Annotated in this window: 12 protein-coding genes; 8 read left to right on the plus strand and 4 right to left on the minus strand. The window is 75.1% G+C overall.

What is annotated here, in order from left to right; translation table 11 throughout:
• The first annotated feature begins 231 nt into the window (after positions 1-231).
• Complete coding sequence (locus AGRA3207_RS18535) at positions 232-765, plus strand: hypothetical protein (RefSeq protein WP_231335977.1); 534 nt, start codon at positions 232-234, stop codon at positions 763-765.
• Positions 766-816: 51 nt separating this feature from the next.
• On the opposite strand, the gene AGRA3207_RS18540 is transcribed toward AGRA3207_RS18535, so the two are convergent.
• Entirely contained in the window at positions 817-3,480 is a 2,664-nt protein-coding gene (locus tag AGRA3207_RS18540) for a helix-turn-helix transcriptional regulator (protein ID WP_231335978.1), read from the minus strand.
• 488 nt (positions 3,481-3,968) lie between these two features.
• Between AGRA3207_RS18540 and AGRA3207_RS18545 the strand changes: the two genes are divergently transcribed.
• The gene (locus AGRA3207_RS18545; protein WP_231335979.1) at positions 3,969-4,595 is read left to right on the plus strand and encodes a GAP family protein; all 627 of its coding nucleotides are present in this window, start codon (positions 3,969-3,971) and stop codon (positions 4,593-4,595) included.
• 56 nt (positions 4,596-4,651) lie between these two features.
• Here the strand turns inward: AGRA3207_RS18545 and AGRA3207_RS18550 are convergent, their stop codons facing one another.
• The 3 genes from AGRA3207_RS18550 to AGRA3207_RS18560 form a co-directional block, all read right to left on the minus strand.
• A complete protein-coding gene (locus tag AGRA3207_RS18550) occupies positions 4,652-5,086 on the minus strand; it encodes a DUF7144 family membrane protein (protein ID WP_231335980.1) in 435 nt (144 codons plus the stop codon).
• A 139-nt stretch (positions 5,087-5,225) separates the two neighbouring features.
• Entirely contained in the window at positions 5,226-7,886 is a 2,661-nt protein-coding gene (locus tag AGRA3207_RS39840) for a winged helix-turn-helix domain-containing protein (protein ID WP_273700053.1), read from the minus strand.
• A 195-nt stretch (positions 7,887-8,081) separates the two neighbouring features.
• Complete coding sequence (locus AGRA3207_RS18560) at positions 8,082-9,722, minus strand: glycosyltransferase family protein (RefSeq protein ID WP_231335981.1); 1,641 nt, start codon at positions 9,720-9,722, stop codon at positions 8,082-8,084.
• Between the two features lie 193 nt (positions 9,723-9,915).
• Here AGRA3207_RS18560 and AGRA3207_RS18565 point away from each other — a divergent pair, with 193 nt between their 5' ends.
• The 6 genes from AGRA3207_RS18565 to AGRA3207_RS18590 all read left to right on the plus strand — a co-directional run bounded on the left by AGRA3207_RS18565 (position 9,916) and on the right by AGRA3207_RS18590 (position 15,560).
• Positions 9,916-10,464: an RNA polymerase sigma factor gene (locus AGRA3207_RS18565; protein WP_231335982.1), complete on the plus strand. Its 549-nt coding sequence runs from the start codon at positions 9,916-9,918 to the stop codon at positions 10,462-10,464.
• Positions 10,461-11,282, plus strand: a complete 822-nt coding sequence (locus tag AGRA3207_RS18570; protein ID WP_231335983.1) for a hypothetical protein — start codon at positions 10,461-10,463, stop codon at positions 11,280-11,282. Before AGRA3207_RS18565 ends, AGRA3207_RS18570 begins: the two co-directional genes overlap by 4 nt.
• Before the next feature lie 168 nt (positions 11,283-11,450).
• Positions 11,451-12,098 (plus strand): dihydrofolate reductase family protein, encoded by a 648-nt coding sequence (locus AGRA3207_RS18575; RefSeq protein WP_231335984.1) that lies wholly within the window; start codon positions 11,451-11,453, stop codon positions 12,096-12,098.
• A gap of 49 nt (positions 12,099-12,147) precedes the next feature.
• Positions 12,148-12,483: a YciI family protein gene (locus tag AGRA3207_RS18580; RefSeq protein WP_231335985.1), complete on the plus strand. Its 336-nt coding sequence runs from the start codon at positions 12,148-12,150 to the stop codon at positions 12,481-12,483.
• Entirely contained in the window at positions 12,480-13,745 is a 1,266-nt protein-coding gene (locus AGRA3207_RS18585) for an RNA polymerase sigma factor (RefSeq protein WP_231335986.1), read from the plus strand. The genes AGRA3207_RS18580 and AGRA3207_RS18585 overlap by 4 nt, the downstream gene beginning before the upstream one ends.
• A gap of 144 nt (positions 13,746-13,889) precedes the next feature.
• Positions 13,890-15,560 carry an ArnT family glycosyltransferase gene (locus AGRA3207_RS18590; RefSeq protein WP_231335987.1) on the plus strand — a complete coding sequence of 557 codons (1,671 nt, stop codon included), beginning with the start codon at positions 13,890-13,892 and terminating at the stop codon, positions 15,558-15,560.
• The last annotated feature ends 99 nt before the right edge of the window (positions 15,561-15,659 follow it).

Genomic DNA, 15,659 nt, shown 5'->3' on the forward strand with positions numbered 1-15,659 from the left:
TCATCCCTTTCTCTCGCTTTCGCCGTTCGCGTTTCCAAGGCTGGCCCCGGCGGCCGCGCGGCCGGATCCCCAATCCATGGAGGATTTCGGCGCGCTCTGGTCGCCGCCGACGCGGGAAAAAGGCGAGCGCGTCACCCGGGAAAGGTGATGCGGAGCCCGGAAACGCGTGGAACGGTCGTTAGGGAGAGCGGAGGATCGACGTCGTCCAACGGCCGCGGAATCGGAGGAGCCATGCCGATCGGACCCGTCCAGCTGATCGCCCTCGGGTTCGCCCGGCCCGGTTTCCAGGGCCGGGTCGCCGCGGAGCTCGAACGGCTCCGGGGCCAGGACGCCGTCCGGGTCCTCGACGCGCTCGCGGTGTTCAAGGACGCCGGGGGCGGGCTGGAGGTGGAGCACCTCGGCCCGCTGTCGCGCGACGAGGCCGCCGAGGCGGGCAGCAGGATCGGCGCGCTCATCGGCCTCGACATCGAGGGCGACGCGCCTCCCGTCCCGCCGCCCGCGGGCCCCGGAGCCGGGGCGGGGAAGATCCTCGCCGAGGACGCCTGGGACGTCCTGGAGGAGATCCCGCACGACTCGGCGGCGGCGCTCCTGCTCCTGGAACACCATTGGGCCGTCCCGCTGCGCGACGCCATCGCCCGCGAGGGCGGTCATCACATCAGCGACGGGTTCGTCAGCCCTTTCGCCCTCGTCGCGATCGGTCTGCACACCGCGGAGGAGGCGGCGCGACTGCATCGGCTGGAGAACGCGGGTGAGAATTCCGCATAGAGCGGGAAACCCTTTCCGGCCGGGCTCCCGCGTCCCCGCGCGTAAGGCGTCCTAGCCGTTCCGCTGATCTTCCGGAGCCGCCGCCGGCCGCAGCAGCGAAAGGCGGCGCGCGCGTCTCACTGCGTCACCCCGCCGCGTCACCGCCAGTTTGCGGTAGATGCTCTTCAGGTGGGTCTTCACCGTGTTCACCGACAGGTACAGATCCGCCGCGATCTCCTCCGTCGTCATCATCTGGGCCAGGCGGCGGAGGACGTCCGACTCCCGCGCGCTCAGCCGCTCCACGGGAACGGCGGCGTCCGTCCGGCGGGGCGGCCCGCCGTCCTCCGCGGAGAGGCCCAGCGGTTCGAGGATCCGCAGGTGGGGCCGTAGCAGGTCGCGGTCGGCGAGCAGGACCGGCCGCAGCCAGGCGCGCGACATCGCGAACGGCCGCCTGATCTGCTCGCGGGCGGCGAGCCGCAGGGCGCGCTCCAGCGACCGGCGCCCCCGGGACCGGTCGCCCCTCCGGTAGGACAGCCCCGCGTCGAGCACCCACGCCTCCACGCGCACGTTCACGGCGGCGTCGACCGTCCCGTGCAGGGCGTGGCGGAGCACCGCCGCGGCCGCCGCGTCGTCGCCCTCGCCCAGCGCGGCCTTCGCGAGGGACAGCCGCGCGTCGAGCCCCCCGGCCCGTCCGGCGCGCTCCACCGCGAGCCGCGCCGCCCGGCCCTCGCCCCGCGCCGCGAGCGCGTCGGCGGTCAGGAGCCGCAGCCTGCGCCTCAGCCACCGGGGACGCGGCGTCACCGACTCGGCCGCGCGCAGCGCGTCCAGCGCGCGTTCCGGCCGGTCCTGCGCCACCTCGACCCAGGCGGCCACGAGACCGTGCACGATCGCCAGGAAGGGATCGGGACGCTCACCGAGCGCCAGGCGGACCCGGGCCAGCTCGTCCCGCGCGGCGGTGATGCGCCACTGCTCCACGTGCACCCACGCGGCGGCGAGGCGCGTGGTCGCCTCCTGGCCCGCGGCCGGTGCGGCGCCCCTCCCCGGCGCGACCCCGGTCACGAGGCCGGACGCGGTCCCCGCGTTGCCGAGCAGCACCTCGGTGAGCGCGAGGTCGCCCCGGCGGCACAGCCTCTGCAGGTCCCCTCCCGCGGCCTCCGCCGCGTACAGGGCGCGGCGGAAGAAGCCGGCCGCCTCCCGCAGCTCGCCGTGCCACAGCCGCTCGGCGCCCTCGCTCGCGGAGGCCAGGATCTCCAGCTCGGGCCGCTCGTCGAGGACGCCGGCGGGCAGCCGCCGCAGGCGGGCGGCGCGGCGTCCGAGCCGTCCCGCGCTCCCGGCGGGGAGGACGCCCGTGCGCCACAGCTCCACCGCCGCCAGGCAGGCGCGCGCGGCCGGCGCCTCGTCCTGCGGGGACGAGCCGAGCACCGCGTTCGCGTACGCGAGCGCGGCGGCCGCTTCGCGGTCGTCGCCCCGGGCCGTCGCCGCGGCGGCCATGACGATCGCCGGTTCCGGGTCCGGGCCGCCGAAGACGGCGCCGTCCGGCATGGCGGTGAACGCCACGGTGAGCGGGCCGCGCGGGCACGGGCCGAGGACCTGCCCGATGGCGAACCGGTCCACCACCATCCGCGAGGCCCGGCGCCACTCCCCCGCCTCGACGGCGTGCTCCACGGCCTCGGTGACCAGCCCGGCGCGTTCCAGCCAGTCCGCGGCGCGGCGGTGCAGGTCCCGCATCCCACCCGGGGACTCCTGCCGGAGGACGAACCGCAACGCCTGCGCGAACATCGGGTGGTACCGGTACCAGCCGTCCCCCAGCGGGACGGCGAACGCGTTCCGGCGCACCATCTCCGGGAACAGGCCGTCCTCTCCGCCCGCCAGCTCGGCCACCAGCCCGGCGGTGAACCTGCGGGTGATGCTCGCGGCCAGGAGGAGCCGCCGCAGCCCCGGCGGCTGGGCCTCGACGACCTCCTCGGTCAGGTAGCCGACGACCGCCGGGTGGTCGCCCGCGAACTCCTCCGCGAACGCCTCCGGGGCGCAAAGCCGCGCCATGGCCATCGCGGCGATCCTGACGCCCGCGGCCCAGCCGCCGGTGCTCTCCAGCAGCCTGCGCCGGGACGCGGGCGGAAGACCCGCTGAATGCTGGTCCAGGATCGCCGCGAGTTCCCCGTCGTCGCAGGCCAGATCGTCGTGCCCGATCTCGGTCAGCTCACCGGCCAGGCGGTGGCGCTGGAGGGGGATCGGAGGAACGCTCCGGGACAGGACGACGACGCGCAGCCGCGGCCCGGTATGGCGCAGGAGGCGCCGCACCGCCTCGGCGGGTCCGGAGCCCGCCTCCGCCGGGAAGTCGTCCACGACCAGGACGACCGGCGGATCGGCGTCGCCGAGGCACGCGCCGACGGCCCGGGCGAGCACGTCGCCGTCCGCCTGCTCCGCGCCACCGGCCTCCTCCGCGCCACCGGCCTCCTCCGCGCCACCGGCCTCCTCCGCGCCCCGCGGCTCCCCCGCGTCGACGGCCATCGGCAGGACGTCGAACCCGGCATGCGCGAGGCCGTCGAGGACCACGCGGCAGAACCGCGAGGCGGTCGCCGTCGAGCCGTCGCACGTGATCCAGCGGACGCACCGCCCTCCCCGCGCGGACACGGCCGTGGCCCATTCCAGCGTGGCCGCGGTCTTGCCCGCTCCCGGCGGCCCCGTCACCACGGTCAGGCGGCGTCCGGCCCCGCGCCGCAGGAGTTCCGTCACGCGAGGGCGGGAAACCACCCATTCAGGCAAAGCCGGTACAGAGCCCGTCTGCGCCAACGGCGTCTCGTCCATTCCTTCACTCCCCCCGAAGCCGATGAATTCGGAGCGTCGCAAAGTCCTGGCCGGCCGCACATCCCCTGTCCTGAGGGTGCCGTCTCCCCGTTCGACGAACGTCGCCAGGTTCACCTCCTACAGGTGATACGCGACGCCCTACGCCTCCCTCATGCTGTCGGCGGAAGCGGACCGGGGCCTGGTCGCACCGGCCGCCGGAGGGGGAAGGGGAGGCGGAACACGATGTTCAGGAGCCGCCGGGTCACCCGCCGCGCCGTCAGGCGCGCCGCGCGCCGCAGGTGAACGGATTCCGTGGCGGCGGGTCACCCGCTATGGGTGGGCTTGCCTGGTCAAGGCACTCTTCGCGGTCGTCGCGGGGGTGCGCGGGTATGGGACGGATGGTGGCGTGCGACGCGACCGCTGGGAAGGGGCATCCCTTGGATCTGCAGATTCTTCCGCTGGCCATCACCATGATGGCGGGCCCGCAGATCATGTCCGCGATCATCCTCGTGACCACCCGGAGCCCGGTGCGCGTGTCGCTGGCGTTCCTGCTGGGCGTGGCCGTGGCCGCGACGCTGGGGGTCTCCATCGCCCGGGGCATCTTCGCCCTGGTGGGCGGCGGCTCCTCCATGGGTGATCCTTCCGACTCGGGGTCGGCGGGGAACATCGTCCAGCTCGTGCTGGTGGTCCTGCTGCTCGTGGCGGCGCTGAGGAACTACGTCAAGCGGGCGACGATCGAGCCGCCGCATTGGCTCGGGACGCTGATGGACGCCGGGCCCCGCAAGGCGCTCACCACCGGGTTCCTGGTGATCCTGCTGATGCCCTCGGACCTCGTGGTGATGCTGACCGTGGGCGCCCATCTCGAACAGCACGACCTCGGCGTGGCCGCCGCTCTGCCGTTCATCGGGCTGACCGTCCTGGTGGCGGCGCTGCCGCTGCTCCTGCTGCTGCTCGTGCACCGGCGCGCCGTCCGGGCGATGCCCGCGGTCCGGACCTGGATGAACACCCACGCGTGGCTGATCAACATCATCTGCTGCCTGGTCTTCATCGTGCTCATCCTCTGACCACCACTGCCGGGGGTGTGGGACCGGCCCGCAGCGCCGGTCCGGCGCTCCGGCGGTCAGGTGTCGGCGGACGATGGCGAGTACTTCACCAGCCCCCAGATCACGGCCACGTCCAGCGCGATGATCACGATGGACCACACCGGGTAGTACGGCAGGAACATGAAGTTGGCGATGGCGCTCGCGACGGCCAGGACGATGCCGATCGCGCGGGCCCACAGCTGCCCGGTGAAGACCGCGAACCCGGCCACGGCCACGACGATCCCGAGGATCAGGTGCGCCCAGCCCCAGGTGGAGACGTCCCACTTGAAGATGTAGTCGCCGCGGACCACGTACAAGTCGTCATTGGAGATCGCCGCGATCCCGAGCAGCGCGCCGAACGTCCCGGCCAAGATCATCATGCTGCCGGCGAAGACCGAGAAGCCCATCGCCGCGCGGCTGACCGGCCGGGCGCCCGTCCTGGACGATTCGCGGTGCATGTGACTGCTGATCATTGTCATCCCTCCTGTCGTCGGTGGGCCTCGTGGCCATCGTCCGATCTCCGGGCACCGTCCCGAATCACCCGTGGCGGATGAGATGTATCCGCCGGGGGCGACCGGCCGCCGGACGCGTCACCCATGGCGGGGGACGGCGTCACAGCAGGTCCAGGTGATGGGCGCGGCGGACGGCCTCGCCCCGGCGTGTCACCGCGAGCTTGCGGTAGATGCTCCGCAGATGGGTCTTGACGGTGTTGACCGAGACGCACATCTCGGTCGCGATCTCCTCGGTCGTCAGCATCTCCGACAGCAGGCCCAGCACCTGGAGCTCGCGCGCGCTCAGCCTGCCGAACGCCATCGGGGCCTCCCCCGACCCGCCGGAGCCGCCGGGGTCCGCGTCCGGGCGCGTCCCGGCCCCGGCCGCCGCGCCGAGGGGCCCGATGAGGGCGCGGTGCGCCCCGAGGAGGGCCGGGTCGCCGCGCAGCACGGGGAAAAGCCAGTTCCTGGCCTGGGCGAAGGGCAGGCTGATCCTCTCCCGTTCTCCCAGGCGCAGCGCGTGCTCCAGGGACCGGCGTCCCTTCGAGCCGTCACCGGCGCGGTAGGCGAGGCAGGCGTCCAGCAGCCACGCCTCGACCCGCACGTCGGCCGGGACGGCGGTGGACTCCACCACCGCCGGGCGGACCGTGCGCGCCGCGGCGGCGGCCTCGCCCAGGCCGAGCTGGATGCGGGCGAGCGTGATCGCGCCCGCCGCGCCGCCCGCGGCCCGCGCGGACTCCATGGCGGCGCCGACGGCGCCCGTGGCCGCCTGCGCCTCGGCGGCGACCAGGAGCAGCAGCCGCCGCAGCCAGGGCATCCCGGCGGCCTCCTCCTGCGCGGAGTACAGGACCGCGAGCGCCTGCCCGGGGCGCCCCGAGGCGAGGTCCAGCCTGGCCGTCAGCAGGGCGCGCAGCACCGAGATCAGGCCGTCGGGCGGCCGGCCGGCGGCTTGGCGGACCTTGCCGAGCTCGGCGCGGGCGTCGTCCAGCCGGACGTCCTCGAAGGCCACCCAGGCGCCCGCGAGGTGCACGGCAGGGACAGGGCACCCGCCGGGGTCCGCGGGGACCTCCGGCAGCCGCTCCGCCCGGGCGACGAGGTCGGCGGCCCGCCCGAACCGGCCCTGGAGGGCCTCCGCCAGCGCCAGGTCGCCCACGCACCGGCGGAGCTGGAGGTCGGCCCCCGCCTCCGCGGCGGGCAACGCGAGCCGGAGGCCCGCCGCCGCCTGCCGGGGCCGCCCGGCCCGCAGGTCCATGAGCGCGTACCCGTGGCGCACGAGCGCGCGGAGCTCGGGACGGCCGTCCGTCCGGCCGCGGGGAAGGGCCTCCAGCAGCAGGTCCAGCTCGCGGACGAGCCCGTGGAACGCCCCGTCCGGGCAGGGGAGGGCGGCGACGACCCGGACCAGCACGGCGGCGAGCCGCGCCGGGACGGCACGGTCGTCGGGCAGCGCCGCGAGATGCCGCTCGGCGTGCGCGAGGCGGTGCGCGCAGACCCGGTGATCCCCCTGCGCCAGCGCCGTCGCAGCTGCGACGACGGCGGTCTCGGGGGCGGCGGACCCGGCGGGATCGGGCATCCCGGCCATAAGCCGGGCCAGCTCCCTGTGGGGGGACGACCCCCCACACCCCCCGGAACAGAATTGGGCCCGGTCGCCTGTGAGACCGAGGAGGCGGCCCACCGCGAGGTCGCCGACCACGAGACGGCAGGCGCGGGACCAGTCCCCCGCCAGGACGGCATGCCGGACGGCGTCCTCCGGCAGCCGGTTGCGGGCGAACCACGCCGCGGCCCTCCGGTGCAGCAGGACCGCGCCTCCGGGCCGCTCGTGCCGCGACGTCAGGTCCAGCGCCTCGGCGAACATGGCGTGGAAGCGGTACCAGCCCCGACCGAGGGGGACGACGAAGGCGTTCCGCCGGACGAGGTCCGCGAAGAGGCCCCCGGCCTCCCGTCCCGCCAGCTCCGCGGCGAGGTCGGCGTTGAAGCGGCGCGCGACGCCGAGGTCGAGCAGCAGGCCGCGGATTCGGGCCGGCTGGGCGTTCAGGCCCTCCGCCACGAGGTAGTCGAGGGCCGCGGGGTCGTCGCCGCCGAACTCCGCGGCGAAGCCGTCCGGGTCCGGGTGGCCGCGCATGGCCAGCGCCGCCAGCCGCAGCCCGGCCGCCCATCCCTCGGTGTTCGCCTCCAGGGCGCGCAGGGACGGCGCCGTCACCCGCACCCCATGGCGGTCGAGGAGGGCGCGGGTCTCCTGTTCGTCGAACGCCAGGTCCCCGCCCCGGATCTCCGTGAGGTCCCCGGTCAGCCGGTGGCGGTGCAGCGGCAGCGGCGGATCGCCGCGGGAGATCAGCACCAGCCGCAGCGCCGGGCCGGCGGCCGTGAGGACCCGGGCGAGATCGCGGGCCACCGAGGAGCCGGACGGGGGCCGGAAGTCGTCGAGCACGAGGACGACCGGCGCGCCCGCACCGCCGAGCACGGAGGCCAGGGCCGTGAGGAAGGATTCACGGCCCCGCCCCGACGGACCCGGGACGGCCGGGAGCCCGGCGACGCCCGCGTCGTCCAAGGCCGCGAGGACGATCGTCCAGAACGCGGCGGAGCGGTGGTCCTCCCTGTCCAGCGAGGCCCAGGCGACCGGGCCCGGTGGCGCGCCCGAGGCGGCCCACATCGCGGCGGCGACCGACTTGCCCGCTCCCGGCGGACCCGTCACGACCGTCAGCGGCCCTCTGGCGCCTTCGTCGAAGCGCTCCGCGACGCGGGGGCGGGCGACGGCCCAGTCGCGCCGGGCGGGGACGCCGTCCATGACGCACCCCCCACCCGCGGGCGCGGGCGCGCCGCCCCGGATGGGCCTCACCCGGGGCCGCACCCCGCACTCCGGCTGCTCGCTCCGGTCGCACGAGGCCACCCCGTCCCGCTGACGCTACCCGTCCGCGCGCGTGCGGAGTTCCACGAAACCGGAAAGCCCGGACCGCGAACTCTTGACCTGCGGCGAGGCGTCTCAGGGGGCGAGCCGGTAGACGCGGACGACGCGGTCCGGGGTGCCGTAGACCTGCCGCCACCGGGGGCCCGTCCAGGCCGGGTCGCCCCTCATGGCGCGCGCCGACGCCCGGCATTGCGGGCAGACCCGTCCGTCCTCGGTGTCGAAGAGCAACAGGAGATCTCCCGGACGGGGCTTCTCGCCGCCCGGCCGGGCGTTCCGCACCCGCGCGGACCATGCCCGCCCGCCCCAGGCGCCCTGCCGGTAGACCATGAGGACCTTGCTGGTGCGCTGATCCGCCCAGATGCGGGGGGCCGCACCGTCGTGGTCGCGCATCCAGGAGCGCAGCGCCTCCATCTGGGTGCCGCCGCCCGCCCGCGTGTCCGGGGATCTCCACCAGGAGCGCGCGGAGACGCCGACGGAGATCGCGGCCAGGGTCAGGACCACCGCCGCGGGCAGCGCCACGCGCAGGACGGCGCGCCTGACGAGGGGCGGCGCGTCCGGTGCGCGCCTCGGCACCGGGACGCGGTCGACCAGGAGCACCGCGGCGATCCAGAGCAGCCCGAGGCCGCCGAGCACGAACGCCGGGAAGACGGGGAACCAGTAGCGGATCAGCTGGAGCCGCAGCTTGGGGGCGGAGGGGTCGAGCACGCCGCCGAGCAGCGTGAGCGGAACCCAGAGCAGCGCGCAGGCGGCCACCGGGACGGCCAGCCTGCGGGGGCGCAGCAGCCCGCCCAGCAGGGTCAGGCCGAGCAGGGTGACCAGCAGCCCGCCCTCCGGATACGTCCTCAGCGTGACCGGCAGCCGCAGGATGTACATCATGCGCGGCTTGTCGCGGTAGGTCGTGGCGATGTCGGGCCTCGACGGGCCCTGCCCGTGCCCCATGATCGCCTGAAGGCGCGCGAACGGGTCGCCGTAGAGCCGCCAGCACAGCGCCAGTTCCGCGAGGACGATGACCGCGACCGGGAGCGCGGCCCACAGCAGTCCGGTGAGGCGCGCTCTGCGGTACAGGAGGACCAGCGCCACCGGCCACATGAAGACGACGAACTCACGGGCCAGGTAGGACCAGCCGAGCAGCGCCCCGACGGCGAGGAACCGGGCCCTGCCGGGCGCGTCCGCACCCCGTCCGGTGGACGCCGATCCGCTGGACGCCGGTCCGGTCGACGCCGCCAGGGCCAGCGCGCACGTGAAGAGACCGGCCGCGAGCACGTCGGGCAGCAGGTCGGTCGAGTCGGTGAAGACCGGGGTCGCCGCGACGACGATCAGCCCGCCCGCCACGCCCACCGGCCGGGCGAACAGCACCGTGCCGAGCGCGTAGGTGCCGAGGAGCAGCGACAGCGTCGCCAGGACGGGGACGATCGCGTACGCGGCCTGCGAGTAGCCGAACACCGCGATCATCAGGCGGACCGGAACGACCACCCCGAACCGGGTCACCTGGTGCATCTCCGTGGTGCCCTCGACGGGGTGCGGGAAGCGCGCCGCCGCCGTCAGGTAGTTGAGCTGGTCGGACGGGACGGGCGTGCGCAGGTGGGTCACCAGGACCGCGAGCCAGGCCAGCGCGAGGACCCCCGGCACCAGCCGGGCCGGGGCCGTCCATCGGCGGGACGGGGAGACCGGCGGGTCCTCACGCCGGGACGAGGTGACGCTCAAGCCCACGGGCACAACGGAAATCTCTTCGCACCCGGCCGACGGAGGGGTGGCCGCCCAGTGATCGGTGGGTGAATTGACCGTGATGGACGAGGACACCCCGGCCGTCCCGGTGGTACCGCGGGTGATACCGCACCGGTAATACGGGGGGCTTTGCCGGACATAGGGAGGCATCCAGCACCCACCACGACTGTTGAAGGAGGCGGGTGTGGAAGACGATCAGACGAGGTTCACCGCCTTGTTCGAGCTCCACTACCCCGACGTCCTGCGCTACGCGTCCCGGCGGATCGACCCGGACCAGGCGCGGGACGTGGCGTCCGAGACGTTCCTGACCGCCTGGCGGCGGATGGGCGACGTGCCCGGCGAGCCCGGCGAGGTACTGCCCTGGCTGTACTCGATCGCGCGCAACACCCTCGCCAACCAGCGGCGCGCCGACCGGCGCAGGTCACGGCTGTGGGCCCGGCTCGGAGGGACGGCGCCCAAGGGGGGCGGCGCCGACCACGCCGGGACGGTGGTGGAGGAGCTCGCGCTCCACGAGGCCCTCGGGACCCTCCCGGCCCGGGACCAGGAGGCGCTGCGGCTGATCGGCTGGGAGGAGCTGGACGTGGCGTCCGCGGCCGCGGTCGTCGGCTGCTCGCCGAAGACGTTCGCGGTGCGGCTGCACCGGGCCCGGCGGCGGCTGGACCGCGCGCTCGCCGAGCGGGACGGCCGGGTCCCCGGCGTCCACCGTCAGATGGCCCCGGAGGAGGCGAAGTGACGAAGCACGGGAACACGTCCGTGGAGGAGACGGTCGCGCACGTCCGGCAGGTGATGGGCCGGGGGAACCCGGTCGGCCGGGACGACCTCGCCGGCGCCGCCGGTGACGCCCAGGGCCACCGCGCCCTGGCCCGGATCATGGTGAGCGACCCGGACGCGCCGGCGCACAGGCCCGGACGGCGGCGGCGCCGCTGGACGATCGTCCTCGCGGCCACGCTCACCCTGGGCGCGCTCGGCGCCGGGGCGGACGCCGCCGGGGTCATCCCGTCGGGGGTGGTCAACGCGTTCGGGCGGGCGGAGGACCCCAACAGCGACTGGTCGAAGCTGGACATGTCCAAGGCCAAGAAGGTCATCGAGGCCCGCAACTCGCGCGGCGTGGTCGTCCAGCTGTGGATGGCGCCCGGCCTCAACGGCTCCGAGTGCACCTACCTGCGCACGGTCGCCCACGAGGACGGCAGCCTCGAATGCGGGCAGGGCGGCGTGCTCCCCAAGCGGGCGACGCCGGGCGCCGGGACGGACGACCCGCCGCTCCAGGCGACGTTCGGGGACCTCACCGAGGACGAGCTGGGAGTGCTCGGCCGCGCGCCGGTCTCCACCACGCAGATCCGGGTGACCCTTCAGGACGGGCAGCGGCGGGTCGTCCCGGTGCGGCCGGACGGGTTCTTCATGGCGTTCCTCGACCACAGGCCGGGCCCCCGCCCGACCTGGACCGTACCCCCGGAGGACCCCAACGAGGGGTTCGAGCACGCGGACATCGCGGCCGTCGACGCCCGGGGGCACGTCCTCGCCGAGATCCGGGAGTACGCGAGCAGCTTCTGACCGGACGGGAACGGCGCCGCGGACGATGCCGCGGCGCCGTTGGCGCGACAGGCGCCGTTCGGGCGGAAAAAGCCGGGGAAGGGTGTCGATCGGGGGCGGGCTCGTTCGCCGTAGTGGGTGAGGGCACCACCTGTGGTGCCCGGCGGAGGACGAGCGGAGGAGAGAACGATGCGGAACTTGCTGGTCACCGCGTTCGTGTCCCTGGACGGCGTCATGCAGGCGCCGGGCGGGGCGGACGAGGACCGCGACGGCGGATTCGGGCACGGCGGCTGGGCGGTCCCGTTCTTCGAGCCGGAGATGATCAAGCTGATGGGCGGGCTGACCGCCCGGGCGGGCGCGCTCCTGCTGGGACGCGGCACCTACGAGGTCTTCGCCGCGACCTGGCCGCTGGCCGAGGCCGGCGACCCGATCGCGGCGAAGCTGAACGGCATCCCCAAGTACGTCGCGTCGCGGACGCTGAAGAGCGTCGAATGGCAGAACTCGACGCTGCTGACGGGCGACACGGCCGAGGCCGTCCGCGGGCTCAAGGAGGAGGAGGGCGGCGAGATCCAGGTGCACGGGAGCGCCGGGCTGATCCAGACGCTCCTCCGGCACGATCTGGTGGACGAGTTCCACGTGCTGGTCTTCCCGGTGCTCATCGGCTCCGGGAAGCGGCTGTTCGGGGACGGGACGGTCCCGGCCCGCCTCAGGCACGCGGGCACCACGACGTCCGGGACCGGTGTCGTCATCAGCACCTACACCCGGGACGGCCGTCTCGAATACGGTGCGATGGGCCCGGAGACCGGCAACTGGGAACCGGGCACAGACGGCCGGTGACCAGGGCAGCGACGGTGACCGGCGACGAGACGAGCGGACAGGACCGGCCATGCCGCAGTACGCGATTCTGATCTACGAGGCGGAGACCCCCGGGGGCGTCGCGGACATCCCGCCCGAGGTCATGGAGGCCAACCTCCGCGCCGGGGAGCGGATCGAGGCGATGGGCGCGCGGGTCGTCAACGAGCAGGCGCTCCAGCCGAGCTCGGCCACCCGCACGATCCACAAGGGCGGGATGGTCACCGACGGCCCGTTCATCGAGAGCAAGGAGGTGATCGCCGGGTTCTTCGTGGTGGAGGCCGCGGACATGGAGCAGGCGGTCGCCATCGGCAGGCTGCTCCCGATCATGGACGGCGCCGTCGAGGTGCGGCCGCTGCTCACCGGGTGACCGGCCGCGGGGACGGCTCGCCCGTCCGGCGCGCGGTCGCCGACGCGCACCGCCGCGAGTGGGCCAGGGTGCTCGCCGCGACGGTGCGCGTCGCCCGCGACCTCGATCTGGCGGAGGAGTGCGTCCAGGACGCCTACGTCGCGGCGCTCGGCGCCTGGACGCGCGACGGCGTGCCGTCCCGTCCGGGGGCGTGGCTGACGACCGCGGCGCGGCACAACGCCCTGGACGCGCTGCGGCGGGCCAGGACGCTGCGGTCGAAGCTGCCGCTGCTGGTGGAGCCGGAGGGCGAGCCGGAGCCGCACGTCGACCGGCTGCGGCTGGTCTTCCTGTGCTGTCACCCGGCGCTGTCCGCCGAGGCGCAGGTCGCGCTCACGCTCCGGCTGGCCCGCGGCGTGGCCACGCCCGACATCGCGGGCGTGTTCCTGGTCCCGGTCGCGACGATGGCCGCCCGGATCACCCGCGCGAAGAAGAAGATCGCGCAGGCGCGGATCCCGTTCCGGCTCCCCGGGCCGGACGAGCTGCCCGCGCGGCTGGACGGGGCGCTCACGACCGTCCACCTGCTGTTCACCACGGGTCACACCGCCCCCACGGGCCCCACCCTGACCAGGGACGACATCGCCGAGCGGGCACTCGACCTGGCGCGCATGCTGACCGGGCTGCTGCCGGACGAGCGGGAGGCGCGGGGCCTGCTGGCACTGCTGCTCGCCAACCACGCCCGGCGCGCCACGCGCACGGCGCCGGACGGGCGGCCGCTGCTGTTGGAGGACCAGGACCGCGCGCTCTGGGACCGTGACGCCATCGCCGAGGCGGACGGCCTGGTCATCGAGGCCCTCCGCGGCGGCGGGCCCGGCCGGTTCACCTTGCAGGCGGCCATCGCGACCCTCCACGCGACCGCCCCGTCCTACGACGACACCGACTGGGACCAGATCCTCGTCCTCTACGACGCGCTGCTGGAGGCGTGGCCGTCGCCGGTCGTCGCCCTCAACCGGACGGTCGCGGTCGCGATGGTCGCCGGGCCGTCCGCCGCGCTGGCCGAGGTCGAGGAACTCGAACGGGACGGGCGGCTCGCCGCCTACCACTACCTTCCGGCGGTCAAGGCCGACCTGCTGCGGCGGGCGGGCCGCGCGCGCGAGGCCGCCGAGGCGTACGGGCAGGCGATCGACCTCGCCGGGAACGACGCCGAACGCGCCTTCCTCGCCGCCCGCCTGGCCGAGACGACCGGGAACGGGACCATCGGAGACGGCGCGGCCCCCGGCTCCTGAGGCACCCGGCCGACGGCCCGCCGGGAACACCACCGTTTCCTTCTCCGGCGGACTCGGCTTCTCAGGCGGACTCGGCCCGGACGCCACCCGGCGCACCTCGCGCATCGCCCGGATCCGCGCGGCCGGGGGTGGTTAGGTGGGGCGGTGACCTCGCCGCACGGTGCGACCGCCCCGAGCGGGTCCCGCGTGCTCCCGCCGTGGGCGGTGGCGCTCTGCGCGGTGGCCCTGCTGGCGGTGATGGCGGCCGCGATGGTCACCGCGGCCGTCCGGCAGAGCCCGACCATCGACGAGCCGGTGTACGCGGCCGCCGCGCTGTCCTACCAGCGGGAGCACGACCTGCGCCTCAACCCCGAGCATCCGCCGCTCGGCAAGCTCGTCATCGCCGCGGGCGTGGCGTTCGCGCACCCGCGCATGGACGCGGGGTTCGCCGGGACGCAGGAGGACGCCGGGCGCCGCCTGCTGTACGGGTCGGGCAACGACGCGCAGCGGGTGCTGCTCGCCGCGCGGCTGCCGGTGATCGTCCTGACGCTGCTGTTCGGGCTGGTGGTCTTCGCGTTCGCGTCCGGCCTCGCCGGACGGACCGGCGGGCTGGTCGCGCTCGCCCTCTACGCGTTCTCGCCGGATGTCGTCGCGCACGGGTCGCTGGCGACCCTGGACGTTCCGGCGGCCGGGTTCCTGCTGACCTCGGCGTGGCTGCTGTGGCGGGCCCGGAAGCGCCCGCTGCTCTGGCTTCCACCGGCGGGCGCCGCGCTCGGCGCGGCCGTGGCCACCAAGATGACCATGCTGGCCGCCCTGCCCGTCCTGGCCGCGCTCGCGGCGTGGTCGGCGACGCGTCCCTCCGGCCCGGAGCCGCGCGAGGGACGCCGCGCCTCGCGGCGGGCGCTCGCCGTCCGCGGCGCCGGGGCCGCGGCCGGGGTCCTGGTCGTCGCGGTCGCCGTGGTGTGGGCGTCCTACCTGGCCGTCGACCCGCGGCTTCGCTGGACGGCGCCGCCGGGCGTGCCGGACCTCGGCGGCGCGCGCGGTCTCGCCGCCGGCCTGATGCCGTTCCCGCGGCCGTTCCGCGACGGGATGCGCATCCAGTTCGGGTTCGAGGGCTCGACGTGGACCGGCTTCCTCTTCGGGCGGACCTACCGCGGCTCCCTCTGGTACTACCTGCCCGCCGCGCTGCTGGTGAAGACGCCGCTCGGCGCGCTGGCGCTGTGGGCCGCCGGTATCGCGGCCATGGCGGCGCGGCGGTTCCGTCCCGCCGCCCCTTACGTGCTCCTGCCCCCGGCGGTCCTGCTGGTGGCGGCCATGGCCGGTTCACGCGACCTCGGCGTCCGGTACGTCATCGTCGTCCCGATGTTCCTGCCCGTGGCGGCGGCGTGCGCGGTGGCGCTGCCGTGGCGCGGCGCCGTCCGGTGGCGGTGGGCCGCGGCGGCGCTGCTGCTGTTCGCCGTGGTCAGCTCGCTGCGGACCTTCCCGTCCTACCTGCCGTACTCGAACGAGGCGTTCGGCGGGCCGTCCAAGACCCATCTGCGCCTGCACGACTCCAACGCCGACTGGGGGCAGGACCTCGGACGGCTCGCCGACCGCCTCCGCGCCCGCTACCCGCGCGAGAAGGTCTGGCTGGCCTACAAGGGCAGCGGCGTCCCGTCCTACTACGGCATCGATGCCTCCGACCCGTTCGGCGCGCCTCCCGGGCAGGTGCGCGGGCTGCTGGTGGTGTCCGACAGCTGGATCGCGAAGGCCGACCCACGGCTGATCGCCCTCCTCCGCACGAGCGAGCCCATCGACGACGTCGGCCACACCATCACGATCTACCGGCGCACCTGATCCGCCGGCGGGGGGCGGAGGAGCCGGCCCTGCGGCGCGCACCGTCCGGTGGCGACAACTCTTGTTGCCGTTTCCGGGATGCCGGGATGGAATGGGGTC

Origin of the sequence: Actinomadura graeca (assembly GCF_019175365.1) — a bacterium.
Taxonomy (GTDB): Bacteria; Actinomycetota; Actinomycetes; order Streptosporangiales; family Streptosporangiaceae; genus Spirillospora; species Spirillospora graeca.